Annotated in this window: 9 protein-coding genes and 2 pseudogenes; 5 read left to right on the forward strand and 6 right to left on the reverse strand. The window is 56.0% G+C overall.

The window, feature by feature from the left end; all coding sequences use genetic code 11:
• Nucleotides 1-110 precede the first annotated feature (110 nt).
• Genes BN9444_RS11680 through BN9444_RS11690 form a run of 3 tightly spaced genes read right to left on the reverse strand, consistent with a single transcriptional unit; the run spans nt 111 to nt 4,758 of the window.
• Entirely contained in the window at nt 111-1,514 is a 1,404-nt protein-coding gene (locus BN9444_RS11680; RefSeq protein WP_068801969.1) for an oligosaccharide flippase family protein, read from the reverse strand.
• Nucleotides 1,511-2,437 (reverse strand): glycosyltransferase family 2 protein, encoded by a 927-nt coding sequence (locus BN9444_RS11685; protein ID WP_199872864.1) that lies wholly within the window; start codon nt 2,435-2,437, stop codon nt 1,511-1,513. The genes BN9444_RS11680 and BN9444_RS11685 overlap by 4 nt, the downstream gene beginning before the upstream one ends.
• Before the next feature lie 5 nt (nt 2,438-2,442).
• On the reverse strand, nt 2,443-4,758 hold the full coding sequence (locus BN9444_RS11690; protein ID WP_068801971.1) for a glycosyltransferase: 2,316 nt from the start codon (nt 4,756-4,758) through the stop codon (nt 2,443-2,445).
• A 297-nt stretch (nt 4,759-5,055) separates the two neighbouring features.
• Here BN9444_RS11690 and BN9444_RS11695 point away from each other — a divergent pair, with 297 nt between their 5' ends.
• Complete coding sequence (locus BN9444_RS11695) at nt 5,056-5,997, forward strand: NAD-dependent epimerase/dehydratase family protein (RefSeq protein WP_068801972.1); 942 nt, start codon at nt 5,056-5,058, stop codon at nt 5,995-5,997.
• Between the two features lie 42 nt (nt 5,998-6,039).
• The gene (locus BN9444_RS14880) at nt 6,040-7,848 is read left to right on the forward strand and encodes a sugar transferase (RefSeq protein ID WP_068801973.1); all 1,809 of its coding nucleotides are present in this window, start codon (nt 6,040-6,042) and stop codon (nt 7,846-7,848) included.
• 540 nt (nt 7,849-8,388) lie between these two features.
• Here the strand turns inward: BN9444_RS14880 and BN9444_RS11710 are convergent.
• From BN9444_RS11710 to BN9444_RS11725, 3 genes and pseudogenes are all read right to left on the reverse strand, one after another.
• Nucleotides 8,389-9,545 (reverse strand): IS3 family transposase gene (locus BN9444_RS11710; protein ID WP_141681548.1). Its coding sequence is split into 2 segments (ribosomal slippage): nt 8,389-9,302 and nt 9,302-9,545, totalling 1,158 coding nucleotides; the frame shifts between segments, so codons are not numbered across the junction.
• A 60-nt stretch (nt 9,546-9,605) separates the two neighbouring features.
• A pseudogene (locus BN9444_RS11720) lies at nt 9,606-10,838 on the reverse strand (IS256 family transposase); the annotation flags it as partial.
• Between the two features lie 49 nt (nt 10,839-10,887).
• Nucleotides 10,888-12,104 (reverse strand): IS3 family transposase gene (locus tag BN9444_RS11725; protein ID WP_141681489.1). Its coding sequence is split into 2 segments (ribosomal slippage): nt 10,888-11,843 and nt 11,843-12,104, totalling 1,218 coding nucleotides; the frame shifts between segments, so codons are not numbered across the junction.
• Between the two features lie 337 nt (nt 12,105-12,441).
• Here BN9444_RS11725 and BN9444_RS14555 point away from each other — a divergent pair.
• The 3 genes and pseudogenes from BN9444_RS14555 to BN9444_RS11740 all read left to right on the forward strand — a co-directional run bounded on the left by BN9444_RS14555 (nt 12,442) and on the right by BN9444_RS11740 (nt 13,825).
• Complete coding sequence (locus BN9444_RS14555) at nt 12,442-12,597, forward strand: hypothetical protein (protein ID WP_154666917.1); 156 nt, start codon at nt 12,442-12,444, stop codon at nt 12,595-12,597.
• A gap of 92 nt (nt 12,598-12,689) precedes the next feature.
• Complete coding sequence (locus tag BN9444_RS15235) at nt 12,690-12,992, forward strand: transposase (protein WP_077210088.1); 303 nt, start codon at nt 12,690-12,692, stop codon at nt 12,990-12,992.
• Nucleotides 12,993-12,996: 4 nt separating this feature from the next.
• Nucleotides 12,997-13,825, forward strand: a pseudogene (locus BN9444_RS11740) (IS256 family transposase).
• The last annotated feature ends 89 nt before the right edge of the window (nt 13,826-13,914 follow it).

The raw sequence follows: 13,914 nt of genomic DNA on the forward strand, positions 1-13,914 counted from the left end.
TGGCACTTCGGGGCTATTTTTGCAGCGCACAACCGCAAACTTTTCGCTCGCTCAAGACGCTTACTGTCGAGATTAGACCGCACAGCGTCCCAGACGCGACCTAGGGCCGCTTATCCCAACCGACCCCGCACCTTCTTCCATGCCATAGCGACATAGCTACGGTTAAGCACCAATGCAAAGACGATCATCACGGCCAAAGCGATGTTATTCCAGAGAAAGCTCCCTAAATAGAAAATCGCAATCACAAAAAATGAGGCCACCACCAAGGCCACCACATCCCGGAGGTTGTAGCGAATCCGCACTGCTTTCCGGGTGTCCCACGCACGGACAAGGGCAACGACTGCAAACGACACCGTCGTCGCTGTCGCCGCGCCCAGAATACCGATAAACGGAATGAGCGCAACGTTGAGGACCAGGTTGACCACGGCGCCGAGGACAGTCGTCACCATCACGCGTCGGCTCTGCATCTTCGCTACATACACGGCATCGTAGATTCCGGCGAGGACGTTGATGACTACGCCAGCCACGAGTACCGGCACCACCACCAGGCCGCCGGAATATTCGTCCGAAATCATAAGTTTGAAAAGGAGCGGCATGCCGGCAATGAGGACGAGACCGCCGCTACCGAAGAGCTTGAGCGCCGAGTTCGCGACGCTGGAGAAGAATTCATCGCGGTCAGGGCTCTTGATATTGACTGATGCCGACTCGGCCCAAGACATCGTGAAAACGCTATTGGGCGCGTTGAGTACGGTGACAAACTTCGCGGAAGCCGCGTAAATGCCGTTGGCACCCGTGCCAAGAAAGAAGGAAATAAGCAGACGGTCCGCCGCATTATTAACCCACCATGCAAGCCCATGCGGGATAAGCGGAACGGAATAAGCAAGCATCGCGCGACATTGAGACTTCGACCGCAAAGACGGAACGACGAGTGTCCACATGCGCAGTACGAAAAAGAGGTAGAACGCACCCAGGGCATTGGCGATAATAAGCGCGCTGAACACGCCTGCCACCGCCCAATGGAACACGCGAACAAAAACCAGCGCCCCCACAAGCGTTACCGCCGCGGTGATGATATTGGACATCGCGTAGTGGAGGTTAAAGCCAAGACCACGCGAAATCTGGCCGAAGTTCTGCAGAAGTGTCATGCAGATTCCCACGCCCACCACGAGCAAGAAATGAGCCGGGCGGAAAGCGAGCCACACCCCTGCCGCGACAACCACCACGAACAATAAGAACAGCCCTAAAAGGGCAAGCGTATTCGTCACGATCCGCTGTTGTTCCTCACGTGAGTCACGCGCATCGATAAGGAAGCGGAAACTCGCCATGTGAATCTGGAGTGTGAGTACCGGAATCACAAGCGAGAACGCCACCGTCATAAGGTCAACGAAGCCGAACTCGTCCGTTGCCAGAGCGTGCGTATAGAACGGCAGAAGGATGAAACCGACAATCTGGGCGGAAAGACTGCCCAGCCCCAAGATCAGCGTGTTCTTAAAGAGTTCGCCACCCTTGCTCATCGATGTGCGCCCCGTGCTTTCCACTCATGAATCGCGACCGGTAGCCAGGCCCCTGCATAACTAGCCGCGGCATAGATACGCAGTTGCGGCAAAGACTGTGCATCAGAAAGCACCACGCGTCGGTACCGCTTCATCAGCGCCAGAGCAGACCGACGCTCCGCAGCAGTGGAGGCTTCGAAGACCATGTACAACGCTTCGGCACACAGGCGATTATCAAAGGCCGCGGAGAGCTCTTCCTCACGCCGGGCTTCGATCTCTGTGACTAGGCGCATCCGGTCTTCACGGCGAACAGAATGCATCGTGCTGGCGTCGTGCTGGCGGTAGCCATACAACGCATCATCCACAACAACGACGTGCGCAGCCTGCGACATCACGTCAAGGTTCATGAGCAAGTCCTCGCCTACGCAGACATCGTTATCAAACGGCTCCTCGCCTACGGCAGAACGCACAAACATCTTTGCCCACGGACCATTCGGGATCCGCTGGTACAACAATTCAGCACATGTTTCCTCGCCCGACAGCGTTTGCGCGGCGGAGGAACCAAGTTCAGTCGGCTCAAACGAAGCTGAAAACGGCGCATACCCCGCGCACGCGATTTCAGCGTCGGCAGTCGAAAGAGCCGCCAGCAAGCGCGCCACCATGTCCGGATGTGCAGCATCGTCGCTGTCGACAAAGCATACGTACTTGCCGCGGGCCTCCTGGACTCCTCTGTTACGCGCCGCCGAGACACCTGCGTTTGGCTGCGCAATAACACGCACGCGTGCATCCCGGCGCGCCACCGCAGCGCACACCGCAGCAGTTTGATCCGTCGAGCCATCATCAACAACGACGATTTCAATTTCCTCATGCGTCTGCGCCAGCAGACTGTTGAGGCATGACTCGATGTACTCCGCAACGTTATATGCGGGCACGATGATAGACACTAGGCTCATCGCGTGGCCACCTCGCGGTCAGCCCACTGTGCGTAGGTGTCGTAGTACTTGTCCATCACGGCCGCGGGTTCGAGCTGATCCAGGATCTGCGCAGTCTCGGCAGAAGGGTACTCCCCGAGGACTGCGTCGCGCAGCTTCGCTGCGAGCGCCGGAACGTCGTTGAATTCCACCAGATATTCACGCAGCTCGCCCGGCATAGCCTCACGCGCGCCGAACGGCACATCAAATGCGACCACAGGGCAGCCGCAGAAGTGAGCCTCAATAAGCACCATGGAAAATGCTTCGTATTCAGAGGGGTGCATGAGGCACGCCGCCTTGCGCATGACCGCAAAAGGATTGTCGACAAAGCCCATCAGCGTCACCGAGTCATTGAGCCCGCGCTTGTCAATCTCCACCTGGAGCTCGTCGCGCATTGGTCCCTCTCCCAGCAGTTCATAGCGGTAGCCTTCAGCAGCGAGACCGCTTTCGTCAAAGGCGGCGATGCCTGCGGCGAGGTTCTTGCCCTCCACATAACGGCCAACGGAAACAATGAGCTTCTCACGCTCCACCTCTGGTCCGCGCTGTTCGGCCATCCCATCGAAGTCCAGGAGGTTATAGATGTAAGTCATCGTCGGGCTCTTCATTTTGAAGTTTTCCCGAATCTCCTCATCGAGAAGCTGCTGAGAGACTGCGACTACGCGACGGTGGTTGTAAATGAACCGGCTCATGCGTGCGCTCATGCCCGTCCGAGAGACTCCAGCCATGCCATGGTTGACATAGATGAAGTCCGCGTTGAATCGGCTCAGTCGCGTGACCAATTGCGCGAACGGCAGGTGTACTGTCGCCAAGTCAATGCGGTAACGGGCCCAGTCATCCTCGAGGCGACGGTTAAGACCCCACACATAGAACGGCAGCAAGAATCGGGCGCCGCGCTTGCCGATGCCCCGTACTTCCACGTTGTCCGCAAGCGCGTATGCGTCGCTGGGCTTTTCGGCAAGGAGGTAGACAATAACTTTCTCATCCTCTCGCGCGCTGTTCGCCATATTTTGCACAACGCGTTCCGCACCACCATGCGCAATACCATTGATGACGTAGATAGACGCGGGCTTTTGCTGCTTGTGCGGAGCCTGCCGGATTGCCAGCGGAAGAATGCCCATGACCAGCACAGAGAACGCATGAGACATCGTTTCATAGGTAAGGAAGGTGCCCAAAAACGCAATCGTGATAAACACGATGGTCACGTGACCATTCATTAATGGACGTCGCACTGCAAGGTAAAGCAGGACGAGACCAATAATGCCCAGCTCGACCGCAGTCTGAATCACCGAGCTATGGATTTGGACGTACCAGTCCACAGGAATGTTCGCCGATCGCGCTGCAGTGAGACCACTGCCAATGATAGGGCTTTGACCGACCCATTGGAACGCACCATGCCACAAAAGAGAACGTGTGTAGAGCGTTTCAGTGGGCAGCTGAATCAGGTTAAATCCTGCAGCAATGGTCCCAGCAAAGGCTCCGAGAAGCATGAGCTCCTTGGCCAGTGCACCGACAATAAAGCGATTGACCAAAACGAGAAGAAGCGCAAGGACGAGCATCACTAGGACAGCCTTGGACAGGCTCATGACGTAACCAAATGCCGCAATGGGAACAACGATGAGGTTGAACCAGTTGCGGGTTCGTTTGATCTCGAAGATCGCGACGCCCGCCCAAATAACCATAAATAACGAAGCAAAGTTGGGGTCTTGCGCATACCCAGCGAATCGGAAATCGCCCAGTGGCGTCGAGGAAATGCCATCGGAACCCTTCCCCTCATACTCACTGAAGTAGTTTCGCAGATCGAGACCGCGGTACACGAGGAACATGCTAAGGAAGAGGAAAGCGCCCGAAATGTGTGTGCTCACGCTCGTTGCTCGCCACGTCAACCGACTCCGGAAGGCAATGACCGTAAACCAGAAGAACAGGTTCAGCGCATTGGCTAGCGCCACAGTGAAGAACTGGTCCTGAACCAACTCAAGGTCACTGAAACTCCACGCCACGTTGCAGACCATCGCGAAGACGAAGTACCACAACAGATAGTGATTGGCACCAGCCACCCGCAATCGCGGCCACCGCTTCTCCCCCACGCACCGGATAAACCCGATAAAGAAAGTAAGGAGCCCTAGGCTGGCAGGAACAAGCCGGGTATCCTGGCCGAACACGAGCAGTTCTCGGTTAAAAGTGGCGAATATAAACGAAAACAGAAAACCGTTAAATATCCAAGCTTCTACACGCTGCAGCACGGCGCGCTCCTCACAGTGAAAGTCAACTCCGGAGTCCACAAACATGGACTGCATATCGGTATGTCGAGTAGTTAGTCTTTACTAAAAATACACTAAAAGCGGCCGCAAAGCTGTGTCAGCCCAAGTAGCGAGCACCCAAAATCGGACGTGTTCAGCAAAACTCTGCATTAAGCACCCCGCACAACCGGCGATCATGTACAGACACGCCAGTACAATCACACGGTTTTCCGAGCCTGAGGATTGCTTAGGAACTCAAACCCGCTATGCTATTAGGGACTACTGCACATCTCATGGATGTATAGAGCGACACACAAGGCGGCTCATACATCCACACTCAATCTCAAGGAAACTATGCGTACCATCGTCACCGGCGGCGCCGGCTTCATTGGCTCCCACTTGGTCGACCTTCTTGTTTCGGAAGGACACGAGGTTCTCGTCATTGACGACTTGAGCAGCGGTCGCCGTGAGAACTTGGCTCAGCACGATGGTTCCAAGCAGGTCACGCTCGTAGTGGCTGAATTGCTCACCATGGATATTGACAAAGTCGTGGGCGATTTCCGCCCCGAGGTCATCTTCCACCTCGCAGCCCAAATCGATGTCCGCAAATCCGTCGAGGATCCCATTCACGACGCAGAGCTCAATATCCTGGCGACTATCCGCTTGGCGGAGGCCGCACGTGCCGCTGGTGTCCGCAAGATCATCCACACCTCCTCTGGCGGCTCCATCTACGGTCTGCCAGAGACGTTCCCCGTCACTGAGGACACCCCAGTGGATCCGCATTCTTTCTACGCGGCATCGAAGACCACCGGTGAAATCTACCTCAACACCTTCCGTCACCTGTACGGTCTCGACTGCAGCTTCATCGCACCGGCAAACGTCTACGGTCCCCGTCAGAATCCGCACGGCGAGGCCGGCGTCGTCGCCATCTTCTCGCAGGCACTGCTCGATGGTAAACCCACCAAGATCTTCGGCGGTGGTACCAATACCCGCGACTACGTGTATGTCGGTGACTTAGTCCGTGCCTTCTATGCTGCATCAGGAACTGAGGGAAGCGGCATGCGTTTCAACATTGGCACCTCGGTCGAGACCTCAGACCGTGAGCTTCATAGCATGGTCGCTGCAGAGGTCGGCGCAGCCGATGCTCCTTCGGACGAACCCGCTCGCCTCGGCGATCTTCCCCGTTCCTCCCTTTCTTTCGAGCGCGCACGGACGGTTCTCGGGTGGACCCCACAGGTTGACCTCAAAGAGGGCATTGCCCGCACCGTCGAGTATTTCCGCACGGCTGAAGCCTAAGTCCCTGCACACCACCGGCTCCCGCAAGAAAGTATTCTCTCCATGAAGCATGTGCTCTACCGTCACATTCTCAAGCGCGGCCTCGACATCGTCGGCGCCACCGCGCTTGGCCTCGCGACCGCACCCATCATGGCTGCGACGGCCGTTGCCATCAAGGCAACCTCCAAGGGGCCAGTAATCTTCCAACAGGAACGCCTCGGCAAGGATGAAAAGCCGTTCAAGATCTACAAGTTCCGCTCCATGTACACGGAAGCGCCGAGCCTTCCCCCGTACATGCTCAAGGATCCGGATGCCTTCATCACGCCTTTGGGCAAGTGGCTGCGTAAGTCCTCCATTGACGAGCTTCCGCAAATACTCAACGTGCTCAAGGGCGACATGAGTTTCGTGGGCCCGCGCCCCGGCGCCGCCAAGAATGAGGAGGACCTCCGCCTCGAGCGTCGCAAACGCGGTGTCTTCGATATCCGCCCCGGCATTACCGGCTGGGCACAGGTGAACGGCCGCGATGAGCTTGCCGCCAACCCCGTAGAAAAAGCCGAGTATGACTCTTTCTACGCAAAGCACATCTCGCTGTTTATGGACCTGCGTTGTCTCTTCAACACAGTATCCACAGTGGCGCTGCGTGACGGCTACGTCGAAGGCAGCTCTGCTCAACCGCGCCGACGCAAGGTGCTCTTCCTCATCCACACGCTAGGCGGTGGCGGCGCGGAAAAAGTCCTCGTCGACCTCACGGCAGCGCTCGATCCCAAGCTGTTCGATGTCACCGTCATGACGGTTATCGATACCGGTATCTACAAGGAACAGCTGGCACCGCACGTCACGTACAAGACGATGATCAAGATTCCGTCCTTCCTAAAGAGGCGGACCACGGACTCTTCCGGCACGCTCAATGCTGAGGCAAGCGCGAAGACCAAGCTCGCTGCGAGCATCTACGCCAAGCTCTGGTGGTTTATGCCCGCACAAGCCATCCATCGCGTGTTTATTCACTCGCATTATGACGTCGAAGTTGCTTTCCTCGAAGGCATCCCTGCAAAGATCATCAGCGGTTCTACCGATCCCCGCGCCCGCAAGCTGGCCTGGATCCACACCGACTTCGCGAAGAACCACAAGTCCGCGCAATTCTTCAAGACTCACGACTCCGAGCTTCGTCGCTACGGCCGCTTCGATAAGATCATCTTCGTCTCCGAGGAATCCCGCCAAGGCTTCATCCAGGAGGTCGGTGAGCCCATCGATTCGATGGTCACTCCGAACCCCATCAATATCGCCCGCATCGAAGCACTCGGCGAGACTCCCCTCGATGCTTCTTCCGCCGCTACCTACAGCCCGGATCATTTCGACCTCACCGTCGTCGGACGCCTCGTCCCTGTCAAGGCCATCGATCGCCTCATCACCGTGGTGAAGGACCTTCGCACCGAGGGCACCGCAATAGACCTTCACGTCGTCGGCGATGGTCAGGAGCGTACAAATCTCCAGGAGCTTGCCGCTGATGCCCCCTTTATCCACTTCCACGGCTACCAAACCAACCCCTACCCCTACATCAAGAACTCAGACCTGTTCCTCATCCCGTCGCACGCAGAAGGCTTCAGCACCGTCATGCTCGAGGCTCTTCTCCTCAGCGTCCCCGTCATGTCAACCCGAGTCTCCGGCAGCTCGTTCCTCGAAGACGAGCAAGTCATCGACAACACCACCGATGCCCTCCGCGCCGCCCTCCACTCCATTGTTACCGACGAAGATGCCGCCGAGAACATCGCACGAGCCTCCACCGCCGGCCGGCAGAAGGTAGTGGACAGCGTGTCGGCCAACCTGCACGCCATCGAAGGTCTATTAAGCAATTCCCTGAATGCGCAACCCTAGCCCAATCCAAATCTCCTAGACACAGCATCTACTGTTGGGCCTTACACCCGTTGAGTCTCGGGAAACCACGCACGTCCCCAAACCCGATTTCTGAGACATCAATGCCAAACCTCTCTTGCTCAACATCAAGCATGAGGAACTCCTCAGCTCCGAGCCCGAAGTTCACAAGCACCTGGACGTCATCCTCAGCCGCTCCCCTATGCCACCTTCACCGGCGAGGACTACACGCTCAATGGCCAAGCCGAGTTCCGCGTCTTCGACTACTTCTGCACCATGTTCGACATCGCCGGCGCCGCCCTCAACAACAAGGCCGCCAGCATGGCTGGCCACACAAGCTGTCAGGAAGGTCGACAACAAAGCACTCACTAAGATCGTCTGGTACCCCGTCGTCAAGAAAGTCGCTGTCATGCTCGGCCAGAAAATCACCAGACAAACCGTCGGCTCCGCCGTCACCAAAGTCGTCCCCGTCCTCGGCGACGTCGTCGCCGGCACGCTTACCTATGGGCCTGACCCCTGGAAAGTAGACACGTCGGGGGTTAGCTATGCTGCTTGGGTCAGTGTAGCTGATGTGAGTGCTTCGAAGTCATCGGGGGCTAGAAGGTTGCACCAGGAGTGTCGTCTGCGTGTGTTGTAGCGCATGCACCATCGGAAGACTTCCTGCCGGCAGATAATGGGATTATCAAAGACTTTCCGATCACGTAGCACTTCACGTTTTAAGGTGGCGTTAAATGACTCTGCCAGGGCATTATCGGCACTAGTTCCCACCGCGCCCATGGATTGGCGCACACCAAGTTGGGCGCAGTGGTCCCTAAACGCCTGTGAGGTGTACACACTTCCATGATCAGAATGGAAAATAGCCCCGTCAAGGCTTCCGCGGACTGTGCTGGCATGGGACAAAGCCTCGATGACCAGTGAGACACGCATGTGGTCTGCGAGTGCATAACCTGCAAGTTTTCGTGAATAGGTGTCAATGACCGTGGCAAGGTACATGTTCTTACCGCCCTTACACGGCAGGTAGGTAATGTCGCCGACATACACACGGTTCGGCTCGTCAGCGGTGAATGTACGGCCTACTAAATCTGGCATGACACGGTGACCAGGCTTACGCCTAGTGGTGATGCATCGACGCCGTTTGCTAAAGCCTTTTAGCCCCATGGATTTCATGATGCGTGCGACCTTCTTATGGTTGATCGGGCCGAAGTCCGTATCGTCGTTGAGGCTTGCAGCGATGCGTTTAGCACCATAAAGCCCGTTCTCATCATCGAAGATGGCCTTGATTCTTGCACCAATAAGGGCATCGGAATACATCTTTAACCTGCGATTTTCGCGGGTGTTGACCCATTTATAAAACGAGGAGCGATTGAGCTTTAACACATGGCACATCCGCTTGACCGAATACTCGGTTCGGTGGTCATAGACAAACTGGAAGCGGATCACCAGCGTGTCTCTTCGGCAAAATATTTCGCGGCCTTGCGCAGAATATCGCGTTCTTCGCGCAGCTTCGCGTTCTCTTTTTCTAGCTGGCGGATTCGCTCGGAATCAGTCGTCTCCTTGGCGTTGTCGCGCATGGCCTTCGTGCGGGCACGTTTGCCGGTGCCGTATTGCTGAAGCCAGGAGAAAAGCGAGGAACGATTGACTCCAAGCTCTGCTGAAGCCGCGTGAAGTGAAAGGTCCTCATTGTTTTCATAGAGGGCCACAGCATCACGTTTGAACTGTTCGGAGTGAGCGTGTCAAGTTGTTTGTGTGTGGGGCTGGGTTTATAGGTATTTGTCGAAGCGGTCGGGGTAGGCCACGGCCATTTGGTTGATGGCTTGTTTCCAACCGGAAACTCGGGCTCCTTCCATGAGTCTGCCGGCTGTCGCGGAGACCCGTTTGCCCTCCTTTGCCCTCTTTGCCGCTCGTTTATCTTCAATGTTGCAGATCATCAACCACAGCGTCTTCAGCGCGGATTCATCATTGGTGAACTGCACCCTGTTGCGGGTAGCTTTACGCAGCTCATTATTAAACGATTCAATGGAGTTCGTCGTATAGATGACCTTTCTCGCTGCTGGCGGGAACTGCAGAAACGGGACAAACCGCCCCCATGCGTCCTGCCAGACCTTGACTGAGCGTGGATACTTCTCACCCAACTCGGAAGCCTCGAATTCGGCTAAAGCTGCCTTGGCTGTGGACTCGTCTGCGGCGGTGTAGACCTTCTTCAACGCGGCGGATACAGCCCGGCGATCACCGTAGGCCACCCACCGGTTCGCGGCACGTATCAGGTGCACGATACAGGTTTGCACCATAGAGTTCGGCCAGGTTGCCTCTACTGCTTCTGGTAGGCCTTTCAGCCCGTCACAGCAGACGATAAAGACGTCTTTGACGCCACGATTGGAAAGGTTGGCGCACACTTGCGCCCAAAAGGAGGCACCTTCTTCCTTGGCAATCCACAATCCCAAAATGTGCTTGATCCCGTCGAGGTCCACGCCGATTGCCATGTACGCGGACTTGTTGACAACTCGGCCTCCATCGCGGACTTTAATGCGTAGTGCGTCCAGGAAAATGACCGGGTAGAACTCGTCTAGCTGGCGGTTTTGCCAGACCATGACCTCATCCAAGACGGCGTCAGTAACCGCAGAAATCGTCTCATGAGAGATATCAACCCGCATCGCAGTTGCCATGTGGTGCTGGATATCCCTAATGGTCATTCCACCGGCGTACAAGCTGACAATCATGTCATCAACGTCAGTCAAGCGCCTAGAACCTTTAGGGACCATAGTCGGCAAGAATGTTCCCGCCCGATCCCTAGGGACATCAACGGTTACCGGCCCGTAGTTCGAATCCACGGTCTTTGTGTACGACCCGTTGCGGTGATTGTCTGTCCCAGCTGCAGCTTTGCCGCTCCTGTCGCCGGACTCGTAGCCAAGGTGGGCATCCATTTCAGCATTCAAACCTCTGGTGATTGAGGCTTGCAGCATGCCCCGAACTAGGTCGTTGGCATCCGTTGTCGATGTTGGGGTTGCCCGCAAATCGTGGACACGTAGTGGAGCTACCTAGTGGTTAGGCAGCTATTTCTTTTCTGCTGTTGATTGAGCCGGTGTGGTTCTCGAAGTCGACGGGGCTGACCATTCCGAGTGCAGAGTGCCGGCGCCGGCGGTTGTAGACGACTTCCATCCAGTAGGCAACGGCCTTGCGTGCAGCATCACGGGTAGGCCATCGCTTACGGTCGTAGAATTCAGTCTTTAGCGTCGACCAGAACGACTCGGCCATCGCGTTATCGAAGCACACGCCAGTGCGCCCCACAGACTGAGCGATGCCCAGGTTGCGGCACACTTCCCAGAGCTTCTCACTGGTAAATTGCGTTCCACGGTCAGCGTGAAACACCAGCCCATCAGGAACGTCACCGCGTAGCGTATGCGCCATCCGCAGGGCCCGTTCAACCAGGTGTGTGTCTTGAACGCTATCCATTGCCCAGCCCAGTACCCTGCGGGAATGACCATCGCGGACCGCGCACAAATACAGCCAGCCCTCACCGGTGCGAAGGTAGGTAATATCCGACATCCACACCCGGTTGAGCTGACCAGTATCAAACATGCGCTTGACCAGGTCAGGAAGAGTTGACTTACGCTTGGATTGAATGGTTGTCACCGGGACAAAGGCACGCGGTGAAATCCCTTCAATGCCCATCATGCGCATCCGCTTCGCCACAGTCTTACGGTTAAGTGAAATGTAGTAGCGCTCGGCGAGCTCTGCGGTGATCCGCGGAGCACCATAAACCTCATCGGAGTCTTTCCAAATCTGATGAATCTTTCGGTCAACATCATCGTAAAATGCTGACCGATCATCCTTTCCGGATAGTCGTTTCTGCTGCGCATGGGCCCATTTGTAGTATCCAGACCGAGACACTTTTAATAGCCGTGCCATGCGTTTGATGCTGTAGTTTGCCTTCTCCTGCTGCATTAGTTCGAACTTTTCTGCTCGCGTTGCTTCGCGGCGAAGAAGGCTGTCGCTTTTGACAAAAACTCATTATCCATCTTGGCTTCTGCCAACTCACGGCGCAGACGAGCATTCTCAGCACGAAGATCAGCCTCACTCATCCCATCTGAGGATCCTCGGCGTTCACGCTCGAGTTTGACCCACCGGCCTAAAAGCCCGGCGGAAACACCGATTTCCTTAGCCACATGAGCGATCGGTCGCTCTGACTCGATTACCAGGTTTGCGGCTTCACGCCGGTACTCCGGCGTGTATTTCTTGCGCTGTTGACTCACAATGAACATCCTCTCTTACGGACACAAGATCCGTACAAATAGGGTGTCCACTAAACGAGGGTAACCTCAATGTGCCTAGGTCATCAATCAGTTTCGCGATTTCGGGGTTAGCAAGAAGCTTCTTTTCAATCGCGTCAATCTTGGCCTTATCGGCCGGATCTCGTCTTGTCACAGTAGTCATTCTGGCTTATCTCCTTATGCAGGTTGGAAACCCACACACAAACCATCAGACACTCTCTTCGGAGTACCTAGGCATGGTGGTAGATTACCTTTCTTCCCAACCCAACCGGGCTGGATATCAGGTGCCCACCAAACAGGGGTCAGGTCCTATGCCGCCTTCCGTCCCATGGGCCAACGCCTCGCCAACGACTTCGTCAACGACGTCAACAACACCTTCGACCTCAAAGACGACCCAAAGAACGAACTCAACGCCGAATTCCTCCAAGAACTCGAAGAACAAGAAAACACGATCATCGAGGGGCGAAGTCATGGACTAAGTTAGTTCCTGAGATGAGGCCCAAGGACAAAGAGGGCGACCATCATGGGTACCTTTCGAATCAACTTCTACCTATCCTCGAAAGAACTACATCCATAATGGCCGCTGGCCCTGAGTCTATCGACCCGACCGCGTATCTCGAAGAGCTACTCACCCAAGCATCGCCCGATCTGATGCGTGAAATGCTCGGTGATTTCATCAACCAAATTCTCTCTGCCCAAGCCGATACTGTCTGCGGCGCTGACTGGGGCACCACCAGCGACAACCGCGTCAACCACCGCAACGACTACCGCCACCGACCACTGGATACACGGGTCGGCATCGTCGATGTGTCTACCCGCAGGATGAACGACCTGGTCGCCACCCTCGGCATCGATGAATCTATCGAAGTCACAAGTTAGTGAGATGGCCAACGACTTGGATTCGATAGTGGAGGATTTCCACACCCGGCCACTGGATACCGGCCCGTACTACTACCTCTCGTGCGACGCGCTGACGATGAAAGTCCGGGAAGGCGGACGCGTGGTCAAACGAGTGTGCTCCTAGCAACCGGTGTCAACAATGACGACTACCGAGAACTATTAGGCATGCAAAATAGCTACCGCTGAGTCCACCGGCTCGTGGCCCGGCTTCCTCAGGGACTTAAAAGCCCGCGGTCTAGGTGATGTCTACCTGGTGACAAGTGACGCTCACGTAGGAATTCAAGCAGCGGTGTCTGATGTGCTGCCAAATGCCTCCTGGCAACGGTGCCGCACTCACTTCGCTAAGAACCTCTCGTCCATGGTGCCAAAGACCCAGTGGCCGACATTATCGGCGACGTTCCACACGATCTTCCAACAACCCGATGCTGAAGCGGTGTGGGCTCAGGCTCGGGAAGTGGTGGAATTCTGCCAGGCGAAATTTCCGCATGTGGCAAACTAGCTCGAAGAACAACTTGATGATGTGTTGGCGTTTACACACACCGAAGTCAGTGTGGACCAAAGTCTGGTCGAATAACCCCACCGAACGGCTCAAGCGCGAGATCTGCCGGCGCACTGATGTTGTCGGTATCTTGCCCCACCGTGATGCTGTGATTCGCTTAGTCGGGGCCGTCCTTGCTGAGCAGCATGATGTGTGGATTCAGCAGAAACGCTCCATGCCGTTGACAAGCCTAGAGCAAACCAAGGCGTTGATCACAGCCAATGTCATCGACGCCGACACCACCACCCCGGCAGGCAAGGAGATTGCAGCCTAATGACCAACCACGCCCAGGCCCGTGCCGGACCCGATCCCTGCTCACAGATCACCGACGATTCGAAAGAACTCATCCACCACCTACACGGA

The organism is Corynebacterium phoceense (assembly GCF_900092335.1).
GTDB classification, from domain to species: Bacteria; Actinomycetota; Actinomycetes; order Mycobacteriales; family Mycobacteriaceae; genus Corynebacterium; species Corynebacterium phoceense.

Coding starts and splice junctions, on each gene's coding strand:
- BN9444_RS11680 (WP_068801969.1), bottom strand. CDS start 1,514: ATGAGCAAGGGTGGCGAACTCTTTAAGAACACGCTGATCTTGGGGCTG.
- BN9444_RS11690 (WP_068801971.1), bottom strand. CDS start 4,758: ATGCAGTCCATGTTTGTGGACTCCGGAGTTGACTTTCACTGTGAGGAG.
- BN9444_RS11695 (WP_068801972.1), top strand. CDS start 5,056: ATGCGTACCATCGTCACCGGCGGCGCCGGCTTCATTGGCTCCCACTTG.
- BN9444_RS14880 (WP_068801973.1), top strand. CDS start 6,040: ATGAAGCATGTGCTCTACCGTCACATTCTCAAGCGCGGCCTCGACATC.
- BN9444_RS14555 (WP_154666917.1), top strand. CDS start 12,442: ATGGGCCAACGCCTCGCCAACGACTTCGTCAACGACGTCAACAACACC.
- BN9444_RS15235 (WP_077210088.1), top strand. CDS start 12,690: ATGGCCGCTGGCCCTGAGTCTATCGACCCGACCGCGTATCTCGAAGAG.